22 protein-coding genes and 1 other RNA gene are annotated in these 24,004 nt (G+C 70.4%); 4 read left to right on the forward strand and 19 right to left on the reverse strand.

Going from position 1 to position 24,004, the window contains the following annotated elements; genetic code table 11:
* Positions 1-23: 23 nt before the first annotated feature.
* Together FB557_RS12085 and FB557_RS12090 are read right to left on the reverse strand one after the other, a co-directional pair.
* Positions 24-1,979 (reverse strand): DEAD/DEAH box helicase, encoded by a 1,956-nt coding sequence (locus FB557_RS12085; protein WP_144857866.1) that lies wholly within the window; start codon positions 1,977-1,979, stop codon positions 24-26.
* A gap of 178 nt (positions 1,980-2,157) precedes the next feature.
* Positions 2,158-2,556 (reverse strand): VanZ family protein, encoded by a 399-nt coding sequence (locus FB557_RS12090; RefSeq protein ID WP_246074766.1) that lies wholly within the window; start codon positions 2,554-2,556, stop codon positions 2,158-2,160.
* Between the two features lie 60 nt (positions 2,557-2,616).
* Between FB557_RS12090 and trxA the strand changes: the two genes are divergently transcribed.
* Complete coding sequence (gene trxA / locus FB557_RS12095; RefSeq protein WP_144857867.1) at positions 2,617-3,003, forward strand: thioredoxin; 387 nt, start codon at positions 2,617-2,619, stop codon at positions 3,001-3,003.
* A gap of 73 nt (positions 3,004-3,076) precedes the next feature.
* On the opposite strand, the gene ssrA is transcribed toward trxA, so the two are convergent.
* Positions 3,077-3,443, reverse strand: a transfer-messenger RNA (tmRNA) gene (gene ssrA / locus FB557_RS12100).
* A 154-nt stretch (positions 3,444-3,597) separates the two neighbouring features.
* On the opposite strand from ssrA, the gene FB557_RS12105 reads away from it, so the two are divergent.
* Positions 3,598-3,771, forward strand: coding sequence for a CsbD family protein (locus tag FB557_RS12105; RefSeq protein ID WP_144857868.1), 174 nt, complete (start codon positions 3,598-3,600; stop codon positions 3,769-3,771).
* Between the two features lie 76 nt (positions 3,772-3,847).
* On the opposite strand, the gene smpB is transcribed toward FB557_RS12105, so the two are convergent.
* From smpB to FB557_RS12140, 7 genes are all read right to left on the reverse strand, one after another.
* Positions 3,848-4,327: an SsrA-binding protein SmpB gene (gene smpB, locus FB557_RS12110; protein WP_144857869.1), complete on the reverse strand. Its 480-nt coding sequence runs from the start codon at positions 4,325-4,327 to the stop codon at positions 3,848-3,850.
* On the reverse strand, positions 4,327-5,763 hold the full coding sequence (locus tag FB557_RS12115; protein ID WP_170236291.1) for a M23 family metallopeptidase: 1,437 nt from the start codon (positions 5,761-5,763) through the stop codon (positions 4,327-4,329). The genes smpB and FB557_RS12115 overlap by 1 nt, the downstream gene beginning before the upstream one ends.
* Before the next feature lie 67 nt (positions 5,764-5,830).
* Positions 5,831-6,739 carry a permease-like cell division protein FtsX gene (ftsX, locus tag FB557_RS12120; protein ID WP_144857871.1) on the reverse strand — a complete coding sequence of 303 codons (909 nt, stop codon included), beginning with the start codon at positions 6,737-6,739 and terminating at the stop codon, positions 5,831-5,833.
* Entirely contained in the window at positions 6,736-7,722 is a 987-nt protein-coding gene (ftsE, locus tag FB557_RS12125) for a cell division ATP-binding protein FtsE (RefSeq protein ID WP_144857872.1), read from the reverse strand. The genes ftsX and ftsE overlap by 4 nt, the downstream gene beginning before the upstream one ends.
* Positions 7,723-7,869: 147 nt before the next feature.
* Positions 7,870-8,988 (reverse strand): peptide chain release factor 2, encoded by a 1,119-nt coding sequence (prfB, locus tag FB557_RS12130; protein WP_144857873.1) that lies wholly within the window; start codon positions 8,986-8,988, stop codon positions 7,870-7,872.
* Between the two features lie 106 nt (positions 8,989-9,094).
* Positions 9,095-9,592 (reverse strand): hypothetical protein, encoded by a 498-nt coding sequence (locus tag FB557_RS12135; protein ID WP_144857874.1) that lies wholly within the window; start codon positions 9,590-9,592, stop codon positions 9,095-9,097.
* A gap of 128 nt (positions 9,593-9,720) precedes the next feature.
* Entirely contained in the window at positions 9,721-10,005 is a 285-nt protein-coding gene (locus FB557_RS12140) for a hypothetical protein (RefSeq protein ID WP_144857875.1), read from the reverse strand.
* Between the two features lie 474 nt (positions 10,006-10,479).
* Between FB557_RS12140 and FB557_RS12145 the strand changes: the two genes are divergently transcribed.
* Positions 10,480-12,012 carry a fatty acyl-CoA synthetase gene (locus tag FB557_RS12145; protein ID WP_144857876.1) on the forward strand — a complete coding sequence of 511 codons (1,533 nt, stop codon included), beginning with the start codon at positions 10,480-10,482 and terminating at the stop codon, positions 12,010-12,012.
* 36 nt (positions 12,013-12,048) lie between these two features.
* Here the strand turns inward: FB557_RS12145 and FB557_RS12150 are convergent, their stop codons facing one another.
* From FB557_RS12150 to FB557_RS12190, 9 genes are all read right to left on the reverse strand, one after another.
* A complete protein-coding gene (locus FB557_RS12150) occupies positions 12,049-13,296 on the reverse strand; it encodes an AI-2E family transporter (protein WP_170236292.1) in 1,248 nt (415 codons plus the stop codon).
* 31 nt (positions 13,297-13,327) lie between these two features.
* A complete protein-coding gene (locus FB557_RS12155) occupies positions 13,328-14,107 on the reverse strand; it encodes an Ltp family lipoprotein (protein ID WP_144857878.1) in 780 nt (259 codons plus the stop codon).
* A 64-nt stretch (positions 14,108-14,171) separates the two neighbouring features.
* The gene (locus FB557_RS12160) at positions 14,172-14,684 is read right to left on the reverse strand and encodes a pilus assembly protein TadG-related protein (protein ID WP_144857879.1); all 513 of its coding nucleotides are present in this window, start codon (positions 14,682-14,684) and stop codon (positions 14,172-14,174) included.
* Complete coding sequence (locus FB557_RS12165) at positions 14,681-15,148, reverse strand: pilus assembly protein (RefSeq protein WP_144857880.1); 468 nt, start codon at positions 15,146-15,148, stop codon at positions 14,681-14,683. Before FB557_RS12165 ends, FB557_RS12160 begins: the two co-directional genes overlap by 4 nt.
* Positions 15,145-15,543, reverse strand: coding sequence for a TadE/TadG family type IV pilus assembly protein (locus tag FB557_RS12170; protein WP_246074768.1), 399 nt, complete (start codon positions 15,541-15,543; stop codon positions 15,145-15,147). The genes FB557_RS12165 and FB557_RS12170 overlap by 4 nt, the downstream gene beginning before the upstream one ends.
* Positions 15,540-15,755: a hypothetical protein gene (locus FB557_RS12175; protein WP_144857881.1), complete on the reverse strand. Its 216-nt coding sequence runs from the start codon at positions 15,753-15,755 to the stop codon at positions 15,540-15,542. The genes FB557_RS12170 and FB557_RS12175 overlap by 4 nt, the downstream gene beginning before the upstream one ends.
* 43 nt (positions 15,756-15,798) lie before the next feature.
* Positions 15,799-16,752: a type II secretion system F family protein gene (locus tag FB557_RS12180; RefSeq protein ID WP_144857882.1), complete on the reverse strand. Its 954-nt coding sequence runs from the start codon at positions 16,750-16,752 to the stop codon at positions 15,799-15,801.
* On the reverse strand, positions 16,749-17,609 hold the full coding sequence (locus tag FB557_RS12185; protein WP_144857883.1) for a type II secretion system F family protein: 861 nt from the start codon (positions 17,607-17,609) through the stop codon (positions 16,749-16,751). Before FB557_RS12185 ends, FB557_RS12180 begins: the two co-directional genes overlap by 4 nt.
* Positions 17,606-18,844: a TadA family conjugal transfer-associated ATPase gene (locus tag FB557_RS12190; protein ID WP_246074770.1), complete on the reverse strand. Its 1,239-nt coding sequence runs from the start codon at positions 18,842-18,844 to the stop codon at positions 17,606-17,608. The genes FB557_RS12185 and FB557_RS12190 overlap by 4 nt, the downstream gene beginning before the upstream one ends.
* Positions 18,845-19,014: 170 nt before the next feature.
* Here FB557_RS12190 and FB557_RS12195 point away from each other — a divergent pair, with 170 nt between their 5' ends.
* On the forward strand, positions 19,015-23,175 hold the full coding sequence (locus FB557_RS12195) for an FtsK/SpoIIIE domain-containing protein (RefSeq protein ID WP_144857884.1): 4,161 nt from the start codon (positions 19,015-19,017) through the stop codon (positions 23,173-23,175).
* Positions 23,176-24,004: the final 829 nt, after the last annotated feature.

Raw genomic sequence — 24,004 nt, forward strand, 5'->3', positions numbered from 1 at the left:
TCCCGTCGGACGGCGAAGGGGGGTCAGCCGCGCTCTCGTCGAGGAGGGCGCTGCCCGCCCTGCCCGTCGCGACCACCCCGGCCGCCGTGGTCCCCGGGACGGCCACCGGGCCGCCCACCAGAGCGTCCACCCGGCCGGCCCCCGCGCCCGCCGTGGCTTCCGCGCGGCCCGCGGGTCCCGCCGTGCTTGCGGGCCGGCCGCGGGTCGAGCAGGGCCTTGAACTCCGCCTCGTCGATCGGCTCGCCCGAGACGGGGGTCGCGCCCGCCGCGGTGAGCACCTCGTCGCCCGGCGCCGCCTTGACCGGCCGCGCGTCCAGCCCGGCGTCCTGAGCCATCCGCTCCATCGTCTTGCGCTGGTGCGGCAGGGCCAAGGTGACCACGGTGCCCCGCTCGCCGGCGCGCGCGGTGCGGCCCGCCCGGTGCAGGTAGTCCTTGTGGTCGGCGGGCGGGTCGGCCTGGAGGACGACGGAGACGTCGTCGACGTGGATCCCGCGGGCGGCGACGTCGGTGGCGACGAGCACCGGGACGGTCCCGGTGCGGAAGGCGCCGAGCACCTTGTTGCGTGCGCCCTGGGTCAGCCCGCCGTGCAGGGCGGCGGCGCGCACGCCGGACTCGCGCAGCTGACGCGCGACCCGGTCGGCGCCGAGCTTGGTGCGGCAGAAGACGACGGTGCGCCCCTCGCGGTTGGCCATCTCGGCGGTGATCGCCTTCTTGTCGTGCGGGGAGATGAGCAGGATGTGGTGCTCCATCGTGTCCACGCTCGCCGTGGCGTCCTGGGTGGAGTGGGTGACCGGGTCGACGAGGTAGCGCTGCACGAGCCCGTCGACTCCCTTGTCCAGGGTGGCGGAGAAGAGCAGCCGCTGACCGCCCTCGGGCATGGCGTCGAGGATCGCGGTGACGGCCGGGACGAAGCCCATGTCGGCCATGTGGTCGGCCTCGTCGAGGATCGCGACCTCGACGGCGTCCATGGCCACCGCGTCGCGCTCCATGAGGTCGACGAGCCGGCCCGGGGTGGCGATGAGGATGTCGACGCCCTTGTTCAGCGCCGCGATCTGCCCGGTGTAGGACAGTCCGCCGGCGACGAGCTTGTGCCGCAGCCCGGTGACGTGCACGAGCGGCTCGAGGGAGTCGCTGACCTGCATCGCGAGCTCGCGGGTGGGCACGAGCACGACGGCGCGCGGGCGGCGCGGCGCGGAGCGCTCACCGCTGAGCCGGGCGATCGTCGGCAGCCCGAAGGCGAGGGTCTTGCCCGACCCGGTCTGGCCCCGGCCGAGGACGTCGCGCCCGGCGAGGGCGTCGGGGATCGCCGCGGCCTGGATGGCGAAGGGGGTGGTGATGCCGTCGCGGGCGAGCCGCTCGACGAGCCGGTCGGGCAGCCCGAGCGCGGCGAAGCCGTTGTCCTCGGCGACCTCGACGTGGCCGGCCTGGCTCTGGCGGGCCGCGGAGACCCAGGTGTCGGCCTCCATGCGCTCGGCCTCGGGGTCGATCTCGGGGCGGCTGTCCCGGCGGTCGTCGCGCCGGTCGTAGCGTCCGTCCTGGCGTCGGTCCTGGCGACGTCGGTCGCCGGGTCCGCGGCGCTCCTCGCGCCAGTCGTCGCGGCGCCCGCCCCGCTGGTCGCGCTCGTCCCGACGCTGGCCGCCGCGCTCGTCCCGAAGGTGGCCGCCGCGCTCATCGCGACGCTCCCCCCTGCGCTCGTCGGGCCGGTCGAAGCGGGGACGGTACCCGCGACGCTCGCCGTCACCGTGCTCGCCACCGTGGCCCAGCCGAGCGGGGCGACGGTCCTCCCCCTTCGCCGGGCGCGGGCGGCGGGGCCGCTCGCGCTCCCCCTTCGCCGTCTGCGTGGGGCGGGAGTCCGGGCCCTGCCCGCGGTGGTGCGGCTTCTTCGGCGGCTTGTTCTGCGCCGGCTTCTTGCCGGCCTTGCGAGCTGCCTTCTCGGCGGCGGTCCAGCGGGCCTTCTTCTTCGGGTTCTTCGCGGGCATGGTCGTTCTCACCTTCGTCAGGTCTCGCAGACTCGTCTGCGGCCGGCTCGAAGGCTCGACGTCAGGTAGACGGGTCCATCTGCGTCATGGTCGACGCGTCGGTCCGGGCGGCAGGTCGTCACGCCCGGGACGTCACGGGAGAGGGGTCAGCGGCTCGTGCTTGGGCCGTCGGGGCGCATCAGCGCGCCTGCCGTGACGATGAGCCCCCAACGATACCAGCGCGGCGGCGGGCGGCGGTCACCAGCAGCGCCGCGGCGCACCCTCCCGCGACCCCGACGAGGTCGGCGACGACGTCCCACGGGTCGCCGCTGCGGGCGGGCAGCAGGGCTCCCTGCACCAGCTCGCTGAGCGGGGCATGCACCGCCAGCAGCACCGCGAGCGCGCCCCAGCGCCAGCGCGCTACCGCGGCGCTCACGACCGGCGCAGCGAAGATCACGGCGTGCACGACCTTATCGCTCACCGGCACGCCACCCGACCCCGCTGACGGGGCGTAGAGCGCGACGAGCTGCATGAGGAGGAGCACCATCGTGAGTCCGGCCGCCCACGTGCGACGCCGGGCTGCTGCGAGGGTGGACACCGCACCAGGAGAGCACACCGCGGCCTCGAAACCGCAGGTGGATCGCCCTACGCTGGGACGATGAGCACTCCGATCGATCTGGACCTCGAGACCTTCCGCAGCACGGTGAGCGAGGGCGGGACCGTCCTCGTCGACTTCTGGGCGACGTGGTGCGGCCCGTGCGTGCGGTTCGCCCCGATCTTCGAGGACGCCGCCGGCCGGCACGAGGAGATCACCTTCGCCAAGGTCGACATCGACGCCAACCCCGAGCTGGCCTCGATGGCGCAGGTGACGTCGGTGCCGACGCTCATGGCCTTCCGCGAGGGGATCCTCCTCCACCAGTCCGCCGGTGCCCTGCCCAAGGCTCAGCTCGAGGAGCTCATCACCGCCGTGGCGGCTGTCGACATCGAGGAGGTCAAGGCCGAGATCGCGCAGCGGGATGCCGACGGGTCCGGCGCCGCCGACTGACGCCGCCGCCGACACACCACGGCCCGCCTCCCGAGGTCTCGGGGGCGGGCCGTGGCGCTGACGTGCTGCGTGGTGGTGGAGGTGGCGGGAATCGAACCCGCGTCCACTGACGGAGCAAAAGGGCTTCTCCGGGCGCAGTGCGCTATGGATTTTCTCGGCCTCAGGGCTCGCACGCACACGTTCCCTGACAGGCCCAGTCGGGTAGAAGTCCCACGCAGCGCCCCGACGACGCTGCGCAGCAAGATCTCTAGCTGACGCTGGGATCTAGGCCGAGATCAAGCCTAGGCCAACGGACTTCGGGCTCGCTCAGGCGGCGAGGGCGAAGTCGGTGCGCTTGGAGTTGGCACCTATTGGGTTTGCACGGGGCGTTCTCGAGATGACCGTGCATCCTCGGCCCGCTTCCCCTGATGAACCGGTCAGTGTCGAAACCGATCACCCCCATGGGGCAGCACGTCACGCTGTGGAGTTGTGTCGAAGGATCAGTATCCCCCTCAACGTCCCTCTCGCCAAGCGCATTCCAGCCCCCCGCTAACGGCCGGTGCCCAGCGGATGCGACCTATGCTCGCAGGACTACCCCACCTCAAGGAGGACCACATGGGCTTCTCGGACAAGATGGACAACGCCAAGGACCAGGCGAGCGGCAAGGCCAAGGAGGCCTACGGCGACGCCACCGACAACGAGCAGATGCAGGCCGAGGGCTCCGCGCAGGAGACCAAGGGCGACCTGAAGTCGGCCGGCGAGAAGGTCAAGGACGCCTTCAAGGAGTGACCTGACCCAAGCGAAGGGGGTGTGCCGGCTTGTCGCCGGCACACCCCCTTCGCCGTTGGTCCAGGGCGAGGCCCGGTCAGCGGCGGTGGCGTCCGAAGACGGCCCGCTCGGCCTCGCGGCGGTCCTGCTGCTCCTTGAGCGCGTGCCGCTTGTCGTACTGCTTCTTGCCGGTGGCGATGGCGATCTCGACCTTGACCCGGCCGTCGACGAAGTACAGGGACAGCGGCACGATGGTCCGCCCGCTTGCCTGGGTCTTGGCGTGGATCTTGTCGAGCTGGTGACGGTGCAGCAGCAGCTTGCGGCGTCGGCGCGGGGTGTGGTTGGTCCACGTGCCGTTGACGTACTCGGGGATGTGCGCTCCCTCGAGGTAGAGCTCGTCGCCGTAGAAGACCGCGAAGCCGTCGGTGAGGTTGGCCCGGCCCATCCGCAACGCCTTGACCTCGGTGCCCATGAGCGCGATGCCGGCCTCGAAGGTGTCCTCGATGAGGTAGTCGTGACGGGCCTTGCGGTTGCTCGCGATGACCTTGGTGCCGTCCTGCTTCTTGTCGCCCGCCATCAGAGGTATCGCCGGGGGTCGACCGCGGTGCCGTTCTGGTGGGTCTCGAAGTGCAGGTGGCAGCCGGTCGAGGTGCCGGTGGTGCCGATGTAGCCGATGACCTGCCCGCGGCTGACCGAGCCGGAGGTCCGGGCGAAGCTCGAGAGGTGGTTGTAGCTCGTCGAGAGCAGGCTCCCGCCGATCACGCCGTGCGAGACGACGATCTGGTTGCCGTAGCCGCCAGCGCTCCCGGCGCGCAGGATGCTCCCGTCCGCCGCGGCGTAGACAGGGGTGCCGCAGGCGGCGCCGTAGTCCCGGCCGGCGTGCAGCCGGGAGTAGGCCAGGACCGGGTGGAAGCGCATGCCGAACTCGGAGGTGACCGGGCCGTTGACCGGGCGGGCGAGCACGCTCGAGCGCGACGGGGCCGGGGGCGGTGCCGGCTGGGAGCTGGTCGTCGGTGCTGATCCGCTCGAGGACCCGCCCGAGGAGCGGGAGGAGTCGTCCGACGTCGAGGCGCGGGAGCGGGCTGCGGCGTCGGCCTGCGCCTGAGCCTCGGCCTCGCGGCGCGCCTCCTCCTGGCGCTTGGCCTCGGCCTCGCGCGCCTGGCGGATCTGCTCCTCGCGGATCTTCTTCTTCCGGGCTTCCTCCTCGAGCAGCTCGCGCAGCTCGTCGGACTCGGCCTCGAGGGCCCGGAGACGCTTCTTCTCCTTGTCCCGCTCGGTCTCGAGGGCCTTGGCCTGCTCCTCCTGCTGGCCCTGCAGCCCCTCGAGCTCGTCCTGGGCGGAGTCCGCGGCCGCCTTGGCGCTCTCTGCCTCGCTCAGGGCGGCAGCGGCGACGTCGCGAGCCTCCTCGGTCTTGACCTTGAGCGCCTTGAGGTGGTCCTCCTGGGCGACGAGGTCGGCGTGCGAGGTGCTCAGGTCGGTGAGCGACTGCGACTGCGCGCCACCGGCGGAGCTGGCGAGCACCATCTGGTCGACGATCTCGGTCGGGGTCTGCGCGCCGAGCGCGACGGCGAGATCGCCGACGCCCTGCCGCTGGTACACCTCTCCGGCGAAGGCGGCGACGTCCTCGCGGGCCTGCTCGATGCGCTCCCGGGTAGAGGCGATGTCCTGACGGGCCCTCTCCTCGTCCGCCTGGGCGACCTCGAGCGCAGCGGCGGCGTCGTCGTAGCCGGACTGGGCGGCCACCTGGGCGGCGGCGGCCTCCTCGGCCTTCTTGCGAGCAGCGGGCAGCTTGGCCTTGGTCGCCTCAAGCTGGCCGTAGGCGTCGCTCAGCTCGTTCGAGACCTCGTTCAGGTCCTGCTCGGTCTGCTCGATCTCGGAGTCGACCCGGTCCTTGCGGTCCTGCGGGTCGGCAGCGTTGGCGCCTGCGGCGAGGCCGACCGCCAGGCACAGCGCAGCGGCCGAGCTGATCCCAGCTCGGCCACGCCGGACCCGGCGACGGCTTGAAGAAGTCATCGGGAGCACCATAGCCAAGAAGACATGGCCGGCGCAGCCGTGTATCGACTCCCGCGTGTCTTGCCCGTCAGACGCGCAGGTACCGCCACAGGGTGACCGTCGAGGTGGCGATCGCGAGGAGCGCGACAAGCCCGAGGAGGAACGGCGCGACGACGAAGGTCTCGTCGCTGCTGACCAGCGCGGTGCCGGTCGTCTCCTGGATGAGGTACTTGTCGAACAACGCCCAGGCGGAGAACCACAGCAGCCCGACGGCGCAGAGCGTGCCGACGATCCCGGCGACGAGGGTCTCGATGATGAAGGGGGTGCGGATCGTGCCGTTGCTCGCTCCGACGAGCTTCATGATCGCGATCTCGCGGCGCCGGGTGAAGGCCGCCTGGCGGATGGTCGTGGCCATGAGCAGGACCGCGCTGACGAGGGTGAGCAGCGAGAGACCCACCATGACCGCCGAGGCGATGTTGATCGCCTGGAAGAGCTTGCTGAAGACCGATCGCAGGTCGGGCACGCTCGCCACACCGGGTGCGTTCTCGAAGGCGGACGCGATCGTCTCGTACTGCTCGGGCTCGCTCAGCTGGACGCGGTAGCTCGGCGGGATGTCACCGACCTCGATGTTCTTGCTCAGCGGCGAGTTCTCGTAGTCCTCCTTGAAGCGGTCGAAGGCCTCCTGCTCGGACTCGTAGTAGACGTTCTCCACCAGGGGCCGGGACTCCTCGAGCTGGGCCTCGATGGTCTCCTTCTGCTCGTCGGTCGCCGCGCCCTCGGAGCAGTTGGGCTGGCTGGAGGTGTCGGTGCACAGGTAGATCGAGACCTGCACCCGGTCGTACCAGTAGCCCTTCATCACCGCGACCTGCCGCTGGGCCAGCACGCCCACACCGAGCAGGTACATCGAGATCATCGTCACGAGCACGACCGAGATGGCGATCGACTTGTTGCGAGCCAGTCCCTGCCAGGCGTCGGCGAGCACGTTCCCGGCCCTCATCGCTCGACCTCCTCCTCGTCCCAGTCGTCCCAGTCGTCGGCGGTCACCGCCAGCGGCTCGCGAGCCTCCTCGTCGGCGATCCGCTCGGCCTCGGCGCGCTCGGCCTCGGGGTCGCGGTCCTCGTCGGCGACCGGGGCCGGCTCTGCCGTGCGCTCGTCGTCGGCGTCGAGGTCGACGGGCGAGCCGTCTCCTGCCAGGCCGGCGGCCGAGGCCGCCGCGAGGTACTCCTCCGGGCTGGGCACCCCTTCGCCCTCGTCCAGGTCGTCCGCGCTCTCGTCGCGCTCGACCGAGTCGACCACCCGGGGCACGTACTCGCCGTCGGCCTCGTCGCGGATGATCACGCCCCGCTCGATCTCGACGACGCGCTGGCGCATGCTGTCGACGATGACGTTGTCGTGGGTCGCCATGAGGATCGTCGTGCCGGAGTCGTGGATGCGCTTGAGCAGGCGGACGATGTCGAGGGAGGTGGCCGGGTCGAGGTTGCCCGTCGGCTCGTCGCAGAGCAGCACCGGGGGTCGGTTGACGACGGCCCGGGCGATCGCGACGCGCTGCTGCTCACCGCCGGAGAGCTCGTGGGGGAAGCGCTTGCCCATGCCGTCCAGGCCGACCAGCTCGAGGGTCTCCGGCACCAGCGCGCGGATGGCGCGGCGGGGCCGGCCGATCACCTGGAGGGCGAAGGCGACGTTCTGCTCCACCGTCTTGTTCGGCAGCAGCCGGAAGTCCTGGAAGACCGAGCCGATCTGGCGGCGCAGCTGAGGGACCCGCCGCTGCGGGAGCCGGCGCAGGTCGTGTCCACCGACGAGGATCCGCCCGGAGGTCACCTGCTCCTCGCGGATCGCCAGGCGCAGCAGGGTCGACTTGCCGGACCCGGACGCCCCGACGACGAAGACGAACTCACCGCGCTGGACGTTGAGGTCGACCTCGTGCAGCGCCGGGTGCTGCTGGCGCGCGTAGAGCTTGGTGACGTTCTCGAATCGGATCATCGTGGTGGTAGGCCCTCACGGGTCGGCGTCGGTCTCGGCTGGTCGTGGTCGGCCACACGGCATCCGGTGGTACCGCCAGGTAAGGATAGGTCGCCCGGCTGAGATCTTCGTGACCGCCCCGTGACCTGGCGTGGTGGGGTCGCCGGCTCAGGCGTCGGCGGCCGCCTTGGCCTCCTCGATGCGCCACCGCACGCCGGCCTCGATGAAGGCGTCGATGTCGCCGTCGAAGACCGCGGAGGGGTTGCCGGTCTCGTGGTTGGTCCGCAGGTCCTTGACCATCTGGTACGGGTTGAGCACGTAGGAGCGCATCTGGTCGCCCCAGCTGGCCTTGATGTCGCCGGCGAGCTCCTTGCGCTCGGCGGCCTCCTCGGCCTTCTTGAGCAGGAGCAGGCGGGACTGCATGACGCGCAGGGCGGCCGCGCGGTTCTGGATCTGGGACTTCTCGTTCTGCATCGAGACGACGGTGCCGGTGGGGATGTGGGTCATCCGCACGGCGGAGTCGGTGGTGTTGACGCTCTGCCCGCCGGGGCCGGACGAGCGGAAGACGTCGATCTTCAGGTCGTTCTCGGGGATGTCGATGTGGTCGGTGGACTCGATGACGGGGATGACCTCGACGGCGGCGAAGGAGGTCTGGCGGCGCCCTTGGTTGTCGAAGGGGGAGATCCGCACCAGGCGGTGGGTGCCCCCTTCGACCGAGAGGTTGCCGTAGGCGTAGGGCTCGTTGACCTCGAAGGTCACCGACTTCAGCCCCGCCTCCTCCGCGTAGGAGGTGTCCATGACCTTGGTGGAGTAGCCGTGCCGCTCGGCCCAGCGCAGGTACATCCGCATGAGCATCTCGGCGAAGTCGGCGGCGTCGACGCCGCCGGCTCCGGCGCGGATGGTGACCACGGCCTCGCGGGCGTCGTACTCCCCCGAGAGCATGGTGCGCACCTCGAGCTCGCCGACGGACTTCTTCAGCCGGGTCAGCTCGGCCTCGGCCTCAGCGATGGTCTCCTCGTCGCCCTCCTCGAGGCCCATCTCGGCGAGCACCTCGACGTCGTCGATGCGCGAGTCCATGCTGGTGACCCGCTCGACGTCGGCGCGGGCCCGCTGCATGGCGGAGGTGACCTTCTGCGCGTTGTCCGGGTCGTCCCAGATGGTGGGGTCCGAGGACTGCTCCTCCAGGTCGGCGATCCGGGCGCGCAGCGCGTCGAGGTCGGTGACCTGGCGCACCGAGTCCATCGTCGTGCGCAGCTCTTGGATCTCTTGGGTGAAGTCGACAGCCACGAGGGACAAGCCTACGGCAGGGGGCGAAGGGGGCTGGGGTCGCCGGCGACGCGACCCGCGGGTCGTCGGGCGGAATCCGGACCGAACCCGGGTACCCCCGGGCGGCTCACATCGCGGTGGTCGGGCCGCCCCCCGCGAGGACCTCCCAGTCAGGCGCCGCGAACGCGGGCCACACGTTGACCCCGGCCACCTCGCCGAGAAGGTCGATCATGGTGTCTTCAGCGAGCGTCTCGACTCGATTCTCCTGGGGCAGTGACGCTCCCTCGTCCACCACGCGCTCACCCATCGAGTCGACGAGGTGGCGGCGCGTCCTGTCGACCTCGCACACAGCGAAGGAGTAGGTGTCACTCGTGCTGCCGAAGAGAGCAGCCACGACTCGCCGGTGAAGCGCGCTCGACAGCGTCTCGTCCTCGGCCGCGACGAGCGTCCCCGGCTCGACGAGGACCAGCCATCCGTCGATCTGCCGAGCGACCACCATCTGCGGGTCGGGCGACACCGACGCCTGCTCCGCGCTCGACAGAACTCCCGTCGCTCGTAGTCCCACCGCGGCGAGATCCTCCACCGTCGCGCCCTGAACGAGGGTCATCCCCATGTTCATCCCCATGCCACCAGTATGCCGTCCGCGTCGCCTGCCCCTCGGGAAGTGGGCGAAGGGGGCGACGCCGCTCCCCTCGTGACCAGCCTGGGTGGCGAAGGGGGTCCGTGGGGAATTGCGGACGGGTCCAGTCGTCCTCACGAGTCTCCGCCGAGGGAGGTGAGGATGTCTCCTGAACCGAAGGCCCACGGGTCGATCGGCACCCACTTGTCTGGGTCGGTAGGTGCCTCGAGGTGCGACTGATCCACCGCGCAGGCGGTCGACGCGTCCTCGCTGACTGCAACGATGCGCACGCCACGCGATGCGCAGTACCGCGACAGGACTGATGCAGCGACGGCCGTCTGCTCGAGGGTCCCGTCGCATGACGCCATCTCGGGGAGGTGGAAGCGGAGCCCGAAGAAGGACTCCCCCTTCGGGCTCATCGAGATCCAGGTACCTGTGAGAGGACTCTCGATGACATCCACCGCTCCCTCCGGATACGCAGCCCGCAGGCCAGCGGCGCATCCCTGGACCACGCCATCCGGCAGACCGATCGCATCTCGGTTGAGGAAGAGGATCCCGCCCACGCTGTCTCCGTCCTTGTGCTCGAGTGAGGGCCGTCAGGTCATCGACGCCACAGACCCCCCGTCCTGCGATGCAGGACGGCGGCGGCAGGCCGGGGTCGAAGCAGTGCGCGAAGATCTCCACCGCCTCATCGCGCGTGAAGACCTCACCCAGGCTGACGTGTTGCGCCGTCCGCCCCACTCATGTGGATGACCTCGCTCGTGAGCCGATCCTCACTCCTGGGCGAGAGGTTGTGCTAACGGCCCACCACCGCTTCACCCTCCTCTGTGAAGCGCCAGCTTCCTTCAAGCCGGACCAGCACTTCCCGTGCCCCTGCCTGGCAAGATCGGGTGATGGACCTCACCCGTAGCAGCACCGTGGACGGCATCATCCGGCGCAGCGCCCGGACCTTTGGGGACAGGGTGGCATTGGTGTTCGACGATCGGGAATGGACTTATCGCGAGCTGGACCACGCGGTCACTCGAGGTGCAGCACACCTCCTTGACCGTGGGCTTGTGAAGGGTGACCGAGTCGCGGCCCTCGGGCGCAACAGCGACGCCTACCTCATCGCCTTCCTCTCCTGCGCGCGTGCGGGCCTGGTGCACGTGCCCCTCAACTACAACCTGATCGGCGACGAGCTCGCCTACCTCCTCGAGCAGTCCGGCAGCTCGATCGTCCTGGTCGACCCAGACCTGTCCGGCCGCATTGGCGAGCTCGGACCCAGCTTCGACGATCGACTGGACTCACTACCCCTTCGGGACGTACCCGGCGGTCTACTCGACATCGCCGCTCAGGGAGAAGCCCCTCAGATCGATGTCGATGTCGATGTCGAGGACGGAGACGTCGTCCAGCTGCTCTACACATCCGGCACGACGGCTCGGCCCAAGGGCGCGATGATGACCCACCGGTCTCTCCTCGCCCAGTACGTCAGCTGCCTCGTCGGCCTCGACCTGCGCGCGGACGACAACCCGCTCCACGTCATGCCGCTCTACCACTCGGCGCAGATGCACGTCTTCCTGCTGCCGTGGTTGGCCATCGGTGCACGCAGCACCGTGCTCGAGGTGCCAGACCCCGGGGAGATCCTGCGGAGGATCGAGCAGGATGGCCACCGCGCCTTCTTCGCCGCGCCAACGCTGTGGGTAGCGCTGACCAACCATGCAGACTTCGTCGAGCGCGATCTGAGCGCTCTGACCAAGGCGTACTACGGTGCCTCGATCATGCCCGGCCCGGTTGTGACTCGCCTCATGGAGAAGATGCCGAGCCTGGGTCTCTACAACTGCTTCGGGCAGTCCGAGATGGGGCCGCTGTGCACGGTCCTCCGCCCGGAGGAGCACGCCGAGCGGCCGCACTCTGCCGGACGAGCCGTGCTGATGACAGAGATGCGGGTCGTTGATGACGACGGGAGCGATGTCTCACCGGGAGAGATGGGCGAAGTGATCTATCGCTCACCGCAGCTATGCCTTGGTTACTGGAACAAGCCGGACGAGACGGCGGCCGCCTTCGTCGAGGGTTGGTTTCACTCGGGGGACCTCGTGCAGATCGACGACGACGGCTACATCACCGTCGTCGACCGGATCAAGGACGTCATCAACACAGGCGGGGTGCTCGTCGCGAGCCGCGAGGTGGAGGACGCGCTCTTTACCCACCCGGCGGTGGCCGAGGCGGCTGTCGTCGGCACCGCCGACGAACGCTGGGTCGAGGCGGTCACCGCCGTCGTCGTGCTCAAGGACGGTGAGGACGAGATCGGCACCGACGAGTTGATCCAGCATGCCCGTGCTCGGCTTGCATCCTTCAAGGTTCCCAAGGCCGTCCATATCGTCGAGGAACTACCCAAGAACACCTCCGGCAAGATCCTCAAACGCGAGCTGCGCGATCGTCTCAGCTGACCCATCTTCGGAGCGCAGACCCCCTTCGCCCCACCCTCAGACCGGCTGGTCCGAGGTCCCCGGCTCCGGCGCGGAGGCGATGAACTGGTTGAGCCAGCGGGCCTTGGGGTCGCGGTCGATGAAGACCGACTTGACGAAGAGGGTGAAGGGGATCGCCAGCAGCGCCCCGAGCGCACCGAAGACGTAGCTCCAGAAGATGAGGGAGAGGAACGCGGTGGTGGCGTTGATGCCGACGGCGTCACCGGTGAACTTCGGCTGCAGCACGCTCTGGATGACGAAGTTGACCACGCTGTAGATCACGATCACCCAGATCATCGTGCTCACTCCCCCGTCGAGCAGCGCCAGCAGCGCCGGTGGGATGAGCCCGAGGAAGAAGCCGATGTTGGGGATGTAGTTCGTGACGAAGGCGAGCAGGCCGAAGGTCAGCGCCAGCGGCACGTCGAGGATCATCAGCGCGACGACGTCGATGACGGCCACGATGATGCCGAAGAGGGTCGAGACGACCCAGTACCGGCGCACCCGCAGCCCGAAGTCGGTGAGCGCGTCGGCGACGTCGGGCTTGTCGGAGTGCACCATGCGCAGCCGCTTGGGGAATCCGCCGGCGTCCATGGTGAGGAAGAGCATCACGGTGAGCAGGAAGGCCATCGCCGTGGTGAGCCCGGTCAGGGTGTTCGCGAGCTGCGTCGCCACCCCGGTGAGGTCGCGCAGCTCGAAGTTGTTCACCGCGTCGGTGATCTGCTTCTCGCTGACCCCGAGCCCGATGAGAGTGTCCATGCCGTTGTCGACGAGGGAGTTGAAGGTGTCGGCGTACTTGGGCAGCTCGGTCGCGACCTTGCCGGCGGCCAGGCCGATGGAGCCGCCGACGAGGGCGAGCATGCCGTAGAGGAGCAGCAGCATGACGATCGCTCCGAGTGCTCTGGGTAGCACCTTGGCCATCGCCTGGTAGATCGGGAAGACGGCGATGATGAGGGTGATCGCCAGGAAGGTCGGGGCGATGATCGACCCGACCGACTTCAGCCCGCCGATGGCAACGACTGCCCCGGCGACGCCGAGGAGGACCACCAGGGTCGGCGGCAGCACCGCCCGCACCTCGGGCTGCCTCGGGCTGGGGTGCTCGTGGGTCCGCTCGGGTTGGCGAACCTCGCCGGCGGGGATGGTGTCCTCCCCGGCCAGGGCCCCTTCGACCTTCCCGTCGGTGCGCTGGGTCACCTCGGCGTCGTCCGGCGAAGGGGTGAGGTCGTCACCGTCGCGCTGGGGCTGGGTGTTCTCTGGTGTGCTCGACACGATCTGCCTCGTTTGGGGTGTGGGGTGTGCTTTACAGGCCGGCTTCGTCGACGCCGTGCCGGGCCTGCTCCGGGGTGAAACCTTCGTACTCGAGCTGGTCGATCAGCCCCTGCCGGGAGAAGGGCGAGTACTCGAGGTACTCCTTGGCGGAGCTGGCCGCCTGCTCCATCCAGTCGACGTCGACGGCGTCGACGGCGTAGGTGGCGTCCTGGGTCGAGTAACCCTCGAACTTCAGCTGGTCGATGAGCCCCTGGCGGGAGAAGGACGAGAACTCAAGATAGCTCTCGGCAGAGCGCAGCGCGTTCTGCTGAGAGACGCTGCCCTCACCGCTCTCCTCGTCCTCGCTGCTCTCTTGCGCCGGCTCCTCGCTCGTCTCGCTCGTCTCGCTCGTCTCGCTCGTCTCGCTCGCAGAGCTCGATGACGACGTCGGGGTGGAGGTGCTCGAGGTCGGCTCGGTCGTGGTCTCGCTGGTGCTCTCGCTCGGAGACGTCGTCGAGGCCGACGTGCTGGAGGACGTGGTCTCCGAGCGCCCCTCGCCGCTCTCGTCGCTGCTCGCCACGAGAGCGATGAGCCCGCCGATGAGGCAGAGCGAGAGGAGCAGGCCGACGATGCCGGCGATGATCCACACCGCCTTCGGGATGCCGGACCCCTTCTTCTCCGCCGGCGCGCCATCCTGCTGGGGCATCGGGGTGGTCGGTGCCTCCTGGGTGTGCTCGGTCCAGGCGGTGCCGTCCCACCATCGGGTGATGCCCTCGTAGTCCGGGTACCACCCGGGAGGGGTGTTGCCGTAGCCGTCGCCGCTGCTCGTCATGGGCCGAGCCTATGCGGCTGACTCTGCCAGCTCCGGCGCCGCGCTGAGTGCAGTTCGCCGACGGTCACGGCGTGCCCCCGGGCTGGTCGATGTCGGCTCGCGCCCTGGACTCCACCGAGATGGTCACCGAGCCCCCGAGCTCACGCAGCAGCCCCCCGACGAGGGGCAGGTCGGCCTCACCGGTGAGGGCGACCACCGCCGTCGAGCCGTCGAGAGCACCAGTTCCCGGCGCCACCTGCCACGAGAGCAGCCCTGCGGGACGAGCCCTGGTGGCGAGGGTCTCCTGCGCTGCCGCCGCGACCGCCGCCTCGGTGACGGGAACCGAGCGGCCGATCGCCCCGTCGTAGAGCTCGTCACCCCCTTCGTCGACGGCATCGAGTGCCGCGGCGTCCGCGGCATCGAGCAGGTGCATGCGCGAGATCTGCACCGAGGTCACCGCGACGGCACCCGCCACGAGGGTCATGATGATCACGGCCATGCCGAGCACGAGGAGGGTGAGCTGTCCGTCGTCCGACCGAGCCCGCGCACCGAGAGCCGTGCGGAGACGTCGGGGAGGGCGAAGGCGGCTGCGCGTCATGAGCGGACCTCGTAGCGCGGTACGGTCGAGACCTGGGTGGCCGACACCGGCACCTCCAGCGGGATCACGTCGCGGGCGAAGGCGGGGACGAGGGGCAGTGGGACCGTGACCGTAGCCGTCGACGAGATCGAGGCCTCGGGCGTGAAGCAAGGGGTTGCCGAGCAGCTGATCGACAGCTCTCCCTGCCCACCGAAGCCCTGGTCCTCGAAGGCGATGTCCGCAGCCGCCCGCGCCCGGCCCGGTGCCTCGCCCGCCTGCTGGGCGGTCACGTAGGCACGGCCCGCCTCGCGCGCGGCCTGGGTCACCGCGAAGCTGCCGGCCTGCAGCCGCGCCAGCATCATCACGAGGTAGATCAGCGGCACGAGCAGCAGCACCGCCAGCGCCACGAACTCCACGACCGCGGACCCGTCGTCGGCGCCGGCTCGGCGACGCACGACCACGATCCAGGGAGCGGGTCGCCTCACTGCTCCTCCATGAAGGCTCGGCCGGTCACGTCGAGCTGGCCGTCCGGCCCGAGCGGTCCGACGATCGGGAGCGGCGAGCTGACCCGGACCACGACGACGTGCACGCCCGCTTCCGTCGACTCCACCGATGCTGTGACGTCGTCGGCGTAGGCGCTCGAGATCGACCGGTCGATGAGCGCCCTGGCGCGGTCTGCGCCCTGCTCGGGGCTGGAGCCGACGCGCGCACCGTAGCGCGCTCCCTCTGAGGCGCACGAAACGAGCGTGTTGCGGATGTGCAGGGCCGTGCCGAGCTGCAGGACGGCGACGAAGATCAGCGCGAGCAGCCCGGAGGTCAGTGCGAAGTCCGAGGTCGCCGCCCCAGCGTCGCTGCGCAGGGAGCGACCGGAGCCGATCACGGGCTCTTGCGGCTGACCGAGCTGAGCGCGTCCTGGAACATGGCCTTGAGCTGGTCCTCGGCGATGGTCCACAGACCGATGACAAGGGCTGCGGTCATGATCGTGATGAGCACCCACCCGGGGACGTCGCCGCGCTCGTCGGCGGCCCGGTCGAGCGTGCGGATCAGGCGGGACCTCAGCGCGAGGTGCGCCTTGATCAGGGTGTGGGTCATGCTTCCTCCTTCTTACGGGCCGCCGATGGCGACCCTCGGTGGTTCAGAGTCGGAACTGGAAGAACTCGACGCCGGGGAAGACGGCGAAGACGACGGTGATCGGCAGGACGAAGAAGACGACCGGGACCATCATCGCGATCTCCTTCTTGCCCCCTTCCTCCATCACCTGGCGACGGCCCTCCTCGCGGACGTCCTGGGCCTGCGCTCGGAGCACGTCGGCGAGGGGTGTCCCCCGCTCGACCGCGATGACGATCCCGTCGACGAAACGGGCCAGGCTCTGCAGTCCGGTCCGGTCGGCCAGCCCCTGCAGTGCCTGCGGGAGGTTGGCACCGGCGCGAGCATCGGCCAGGCACTGACGCAGCTCGCGCGTCAGCTCGCCCTCCGAGGTGCGCACCACCCGCTCGAGCGCCCCGACCGCCCCCTCTCCGGCGGCGACGGCGAGCGCAAGAAGCTCGGCGATGGTCGGGAACTCGGCAAGCATCTGCTGCTCGCGTGAGTCGGCGGCGCGGCTGAGCATCGTGTCGCGGGCAAGCACTCCGAAGCAGAATCCCAGGCCGACGAGCAGCACGAGCGAGATCACCGACGACCCCCGGGTCGCCATCGCCACGCTGCCGACCAGACCGCCGAGGACGGCGCCGGCGAAGCCGGCCAGTACCTGCTCGGCGCGGAACTGGTCGACCTCGGGGTCGCGCCCCGCACGGAGCAACCTGCGTCGCACCGAGGGGTTGCCACCGAGGACCCCCTCGACCTGGGTGGCCAAGCCGCCGACGACCGGACGGAGCACTGCTGGCAGCGCTTCGGTGACGCTCAGGGTTCGGGCCGCGAGCAGCCTCGACGGCTTCGGGGCATCGCGCAGGTACGGCGCCAGACGATCGTCCAGCGTCGCCCTCCGGTGCCTCGGCAGGCCCTGGTAGATCAGGACCAGACCGAGTGCGAGCACCGCGCCGAGGACAGCACCGCCTCGGTGCAGCCCGATGTCGTGGACGAGCTCGTTCATCGCAGGACCCGGGTCTCGTCTGGCAGGCGACCGATCCGCATCATGAGCCGGTAGGCGGCGATGGAGAGAGCTGCACCAACGACCAGGACGACGAGCCCCGCCCGGCTGTCGTAGGCGGCGATCGACTGGGGTCGGGTGCACAGCATCGCCAGCACGAGCCAGGGGGCGCCCACGGCCAGCCGCGCGGCGTTGACCGTCCACGACTGGCGGGTCTCGAGCTCGGCACGGGTCCGGGCGTCCTCGCGAAGGAACGAGCTGAGGGTGCGCAGCAGCACGCCGAGGTCGGAGCCGCCGACCTCCCGCGCGATGCGCAACGACTCCACCAGCCGATCCCCCACCGGGTCCGACAGCCGGTGCTTGAGCCGATCGAGGGACTCGGCGAAGCGGCCGCTGGTCCGGTAGTCGGAGGCGAACTCGGCGAAGACCGGCCGCAGCTCCTCGGGGCCGCGGTGCGACAGCTGCGCGAGGGCCTCCGGGAGCGCGAGTCCGGCACGGACCGCCGAGGTGATGTTGTCGACGACGTCCGGCCACACGTCGCGCAGCTTGGCCCGGCGCCGACGCGCCCTCATCCGCACCAGCGCCATCGGCAGCCACCCAGCCATCGCGGCGAAGCAGAAGGCGACGGACGCGACGGTGGTCAGCGCGAAGACTCCGAGGAAGACGAAGAGGGAGCACAGTCCGCTGGCGAGGAACAGCACTCGCGGGGTGATCGTGTGGTGGCCGGCCTGGGCGAGATCGTCCTCGACCCGCACCAGGAGGCGAGGGCGTTCACGGACACGCTCGGTCCTGGGCCAGGTGGACCACCAGATGCAGAACAGCCCGCTACCGAGGAGCAGGCCCACGAGGATCCCGGTCATGCGCCTGCACCTGCCAGCAGACCGGCGAGGTCGTACCCGGCTCGCTCGAAGCGCTCTGGGTGCGGCGGGAAGCCGTCGGCGCGGACCAGCTCACCGCCACGCGTCGTGAACAGCTCTGCGATCTCCACGACGTCGTTCTCCACCCGACCCGGCAGGCCGACGATCTCGCGCACCCGTCGCACGCCGTCCCGCTCCAACGCAGCGTGCACGACGAGGTCGATCGACGAGGCGACGGTGGGGACGACGAATCGCGCGCTGACGTTCTCGCCGGCCAGCAGCGGGAGGGTGCACATCTTCGTCACGGCCTCACGCGCGCTGTTGGCGTGCACGGTGGCCATGCCGGGAAGGCCGGAGTTCAGGGCGATCAGCAGGTCCAGGCTCTCCGACTGCCGGACCTCACCGACGATGATCCGAGAGGGACGCATCCGGAGAGCCTCCTTGACGAGGCGGCGCAGCGGGACCTCCCCGCTGCCCTCGAGGCTGGGCTGGCGGCACTGCATGGCAGCGACGTCGCGCAGCGGGATCTTCAGCTCGAAGACCTCCTCGCAGGTGATCACCCGCTCCCGGGCGGGGATGGCCGAGGACAGGCAGTTCAGCAGGGTGGTCTTGCCTGCCTGGGTGCCGCCCGCCACGAGGATGTTCAGCCCGCTCGCCACCCCAGCGCTCAGGAACCGCGCCGCGTGGGAGGTCAGCGTCCCGAGCCGGACAAGGTCGTCGAGGTGGTCGGCCTTGACGACGAACTTGCGGATGTTGACCAGCCAGTGCTCCCGGCTGATGTCGGGGATGGTCACGTGCAGCCGGGAGCCGTCCGGGAGCACGGCGTCGACGAAGGGGGAGGACAGGTCGACCCGTCGTCCCGAGGACTTCAGCATCCGCTCGACGAGGTCGCGCACCCCGTCCTCGGTGAGGATCGTGCTGGTGAGCTGAGCCACGCCGTCCTTGGCGACGAAGACCTGGGTCGGCGCGTTGATCCAGATCTCTTCGATGGCTGGGTCGTCGAAGTACGGCTGCAGCGGGCCGAAACCCGCCACGGCGTCGAGCACGCGCTTGACCGCGTCCTCGAAGTTGCCGAGCAACGGCATCGCGCCGGACATCGCCCGCTCGTCGTAGTCGGTGACCGCCTCACGCACGAGGTCACTGACCGCGGTCGTGTCTCGCACCGGGTCGACCCCGGAGCGGCGGATCAGCTCCCTGACCTCGCTCTCGACCACCTCGATGGCCTCAGTCGCTGGCACGTGCGTCCCCTCCTGTCTCTGCCGTGCATGCGGGTTGACTCCCCCTGGAGCAACGAAAATAGCGAACGTCGGGCACTTCGTCCTGTCGAGAATCCACAGGTCGGATGTCAACGCCCCCTGCTGTGGAAAACTCCGGCGGCGCAGGAGGGCCTCCGGTCTAGCGTCGAGATGTGCTGATCGATCTCACGGTGTCCACGAGCCGGGGCGGAGCGCGAGAGCTGACCCTCGAGTCCTCCGCACCGGTCGGGGGCGACGTCGTGGCCGGCGCGCTGCGCGAGGCGCTGGACCTCAGCCCCGCTGACCGGCTCGTCGTCGACGGCGTTCCCGTCGACGACGCGCTCCAGCTCGGCTCTCCGCCGCTCATCCAGGGCGCCGCCCTCCTGGTCCGGCCGCCTGCACTCACCGGCGCACGAGCCAGCGCTCGCCCCCCTTCGCCCCTCGTCCTTGCCGTCACCTCCGGACCTGACGCCGGCGGCGAGGTGGCGCTGCGGCACGGGACGACGACCATCGGCCGCGCCGCCAGCGCCGACCTCACCCTCGCCGACGGGGCGCTCTCACGAGTTCATGCCGAGGTGTTGCTCGACACCGGAGGCGCCCGGATCCGCGACCGTGGCACGACCAACGGCACGACCGTCGACGGGACGAGCATCGCCGACGACTGGACCCCGCTCCATCACGGGAGCGCGATCGTGATGGGCCATCACCGGCTCGAGGCACGATCGGCGGTCCCCCACCGCCCGTGCACCACCCAACCCACCGGCGAGGGACACCTGGCGGTGACGACGTCGCCGTCGATCGAGCCAACGCCGCCGCAGGTGACGGTGACCTTCCCGGAGCGGCCCGGCCCGCCGGCGCGCAGGCAGCTGCCGTGGGTGATGATCCTCCTGCCCCTCCCGGTGGCACTGCTGATGGCGGTCCTCATCGGCCCTCGGATGATGGTCTTCGCGCTGATGTCACCGGTGCTGGTGCTCGGTAACCACGTCTCGGACCGGATGTCACGCAGGTCGGAGAGCGCTCGGGCGCTCGAGGAGTGGCGTCGGGAGATGCGAAGGGAGCGTGCCCGCCTCGACCTTGCCCTCGCGGAGGAGCTGCGTTGCCTGCGTCGGGCCCACCCGGACGCCCACGAGGTCGGACAGGTGGCCTCCCTGCCGTCGACCCGGCTGTGGGAGAGACGGCGGGAGCACGGGTGCCACCTCGCGGTCCGCGCAGGGACGGGACAGGTACCCGCTCAGGTGGAGGTGCGTCGCGGACCGGGTGACCGGCCCCGACCCCGGCTGACCGAGGCGCCGGTCGTCATCGACCTCGACGCCGAGCCGGTGGTCGGCGTCACCGGTGACCCCGACGCGGTCACGCGGTGGGTGCGCTGGTACCTCGCTCAGCTCCTCGTGCTGCACCCGCCGAGCGATCTACGCCTCGTCCTCGTCGGGACTCGTCATCGATGCACCGAGCTGGCCTGGGCACCCCACGTCGAGCAGTGGGACGTCGAGGAGCTGGCGGGGCTGGTCGACGAAGGCTCCGCGCCCGACACCGCAGACCCGTCATCGCAGACCACGCTGGTGGTGCTCGACGACCCGGCGAGCGTGCGCGAGGACCCCTCCTGGCGGCGCGTGCTCAGCGAGTGCCAGCGCCGAGGCCTCAGTGTGCTCGTCTCGGCCGACGTCGAGCGCGACCTACCGCACGAGTGCACGACTCTCGTCTCGTTGCGCGACGGCGTCGGCGATCTCGCTGATCGGCGTCGGCGCATCGACTTCGCTCCTGACGGCGTCTCGTCCACCTGGGGCACACGAGTGGGCAGGGCGCTGGCTCCGTTGCGGGACGCCACCCCGACGAACGCCGGTTCAGCTCTGGCGGATCGCGTCGCCCTGCTCGGTGTCCTCGACATCCAGCCCACCCCTGATGCGCTGCGCGAGCAGTGGGAGCAGACGTCGAGCTGGCGGGTGCCGGTGGGAGTGAGTGCTGACGCCACGATGCACCTTGACCTGCTCGGGGACGGTCCGCATGCCCTCGTCGGCGGGACCACCGGGTCGGGCAAGTCCGAGCTGTTGCAGACCTGGATCTGCTCGCTCGCCGCTCGCCTCGGCCCGCGCGACCTCAACCTCGTCCTCGTCGACTACAAGGGTGGCTCGGCCTTCGCATCCTGCGCCCAGCTGCCGCACACGGTCGGGCTGCTGACCGACCTCGACCCGGCGGGTGCACGACGCGCGCTCACCAGTCTCGACGCCGAGCTCCGCCGTCGTGAGCGGCTGCTCGCCGAGCACGGCGCGAGCGACATCGATGCCGTGCACGACCTGGGTATCGACCTGCCCCGACTGGTCATCGCCGTCGACGAGTTCCGCATGCTCGCAGAGGAGCAGCCCGAGGTCCTGCGTGACCTGGTCCGGCTCGCCGCGCTGGGGCGCTCGCTGGGAATCCACCTGATCCTGGCGACCCAGCGGCCTGGTGGTGTGATCACCCCGGAGATCCGGGCCAACGTCAGCCTGCGCATCGCCCTGAGGGTGCGGGACCGCTCCGACAGCGAGGATGTCATCGCCGCACCGGACGCCGCCGCGATCGCCGAAGGTCTGCCAGGACGGGCGTACGTCCGGACAGGGGGTGCTCCGCCGGTGGCCTTCCAGTGCGCCTACGGCGGCGAGCCTCAGTCTGAGGACCCAGGTCTGAGAGTGTTGGCGCGCGACGGATCGGTCCTCCTCACCCAGGAGTGCAGCAACTCCCCCGCGGCGGAGCTGCGAGGACCGACAGACATCGAGGCTGTCGTGGTGGCCGCCCGCGAAGCCTTCGCGGCGAGTGGTCTACCCATGCCTCACCGGCCCTGGTTGCCGCCCCTCCCTGCGATGGTGGAAGAGGGCCTGCTGCTCCCCGCTGCGGGAGAGGTGGTCTGGGGGCTGGCCGACCGTCCACACGACCAACGGCAGGAGTCCTTCGGCTGGACGCCGCAGGACGGGGCGTGGGCCATCGTCGGCGGTCCCGGGTCGGGGCGCACCACCGCGCTGCTATCGCTGCTCACCCGGGCAGACCGTGACCTGGACACCCCCGTGGTCTCGCACCTCGTCACCGCCTCCCCTCTCGTGGCCCGTCGGACGATGGGGCCGCGAGCCTGTGGCTCTGTCGTCGACCTTCACGATGCGCCCGCAGTCCGCCAGCTGGCGGAACGCGCCGAGACAGACGCCGACGAGAGGCGCCTCGCCCTGCACGACAGTGGGTTCCCGACCTACGGGCGGTGGCGAGCAGCCTGGACACGCGGGGATGCCCCGCCGCCGCCCCCGGTGCTCCTCCTGCTCATCGACGGGTGGGCGGAGCTGACCGCCCGGAGCGGCCCGGAGGACGCCGCAGCCGTGGCAGCCCTGACCCGGGTCGCGCGGGACGGCAGCGATCTCGGCATCTGCGCCGTGGTGGCAGGTGGGCGCGAGCTGCTCGTCGGCGGGATCGCCGGCTCGTTCCGTCGGCGTCTCGTGCTCGACCTGCCTGACCGGGCGGACCTGTTGTCCGCCGGGTTGCGATCGCCCGACGCGAGCGCTCCGCGGCCTCCCGGCCGCTGCTTCGTCATGCCGGAGGGCGTGCTCGCGCAGCTTGCGATGCCGGTCAGCGGCGCCGACGCGCCGGACGTGACGTCACGTCAGGTACGGGGACCATGGGGGTGGACCATCGAGCCGCTGCCCCCGCGGGTGAGCCTCGACGCACTTGCCTCCACGAAGGGGGAGGTCGCTGGCCCCGGAGTCGTCCTCCTCGGCCACTCCGGCGAGACCGGCCGCCCCGCCACGGTGGACCTACGCGGGACGGGGAGCCGGTGGACCGTCGTCGGTCCCTCCCGGTCCGGGCGCTCGAGTGCCCTTCGTCTGGCAGGTGCTGCCCTGGCCTCAGCGGGACGACCGCTCATCGTCGTCGCCACCGGCGAGACGGACCCTCTCGTCGGACATGCCACCCATCGCGTGGAGCCGGACGAGCTCGACGCCCTCGTGGACCTCATCCGCGGCGAGGATGCCCCGGTGGTGCTCATCGATGATGTCGAGCGGCTCGAGGGGACCCCCGTCGAGGCTGCCGTCCGAGAGCTTGCGCGGCCAGGAGCAGCGCCGGGTGTCGCCCTGCTCACGAGCACCTCCGCGGTCGCTGCGGGATCCATCCGCGGCCTGTCCGCCGCGCTGTGCCGCTCTCGCCACGGGCTTCTTCTCCAGCCGTGGTCACGTGCGGACGGTGAATGCTTCGGCGTACGGGTCCCGGCCTCACCGCGCCTCCCCGGTCGCGGCTACCTGGTCGCCGACGGCGCGGTCAGCCACGTCCAGGTGGCCTACCCGGAAGTCCCTGCCCTCCTGCCGTCCGCAGCGAGCAGCGGGTAGTCGTCGGTTGCCCGAGATCAGTACACACCCACCATGGCTGAGAGCCTGACCATCGACCCACTCACGGCGTGCTGCCCCGCATTGCGGGTCGCGGGCGCCCTCTGGCAGACCAAAGCCCCGCGGTGCCTAACTGGTGAGAACCAGACAGAGGACAGTTCCCGCGGGGCGGTGTTCCGATGGTACCGGTCATGACCGATGACGCGGCCTCGATTGACGCCTCACACGCGGTGCAGTGGCTGAGCGCGCCGCGCTACCGCCGCTACCTCGAGGTGGCCCGTGGGGATCACACCGTGGCGATGCAGACGTACTTGTGGGACTCCCGAGTCGCGGCCGCCGGAATCGTGGATGTAGGGCACCTGGAGGTCGCGGTACGCAACGCGTATGACCGCGAACTCACCCGACAGTTCCCGGACTGGTCCATCGACCCGCACTCGTCGCTCTTCCACCGTGAGCAGGGCGTCCAACGCGCCCGAGCTCAGCAGCGGATGCGCGACAGAACGAGCCGGGCCCGGATCGCAGACGCCAAGCGGGGACTGAGCTCGACTCCGTCACATGCCGAGGTCGTCGCAGCATTGACCTTCGGATTCTGGTCTGCCCTGACCGTTGGCGAGCGAACACCGACGCTGTGGAACCCGATGCTGCATCGGGCGTTCCCCAAGGAGACCCGGCGAGCGCGGGTGCATGACTTGATGGCCCGCGTGGTGAAGTTCCGCAACAGGCTGGCGCACAACGAGCCCGTGTTCTCCACCCCCTCGTGCCCAATGACAGGGCTCACGACTGCGACGGGGCTGGGACGGAGCGACGGGCCGGTGCCGGATCGGGTCAGTGT

It is taken from the genome of Marihabitans asiaticum, from assembly GCF_007828725.1.
Classification (GTDB): domain Bacteria; phylum Actinomycetota; class Actinomycetes; order Actinomycetales; family Dermatophilaceae; genus Marihabitans; species Marihabitans asiaticum.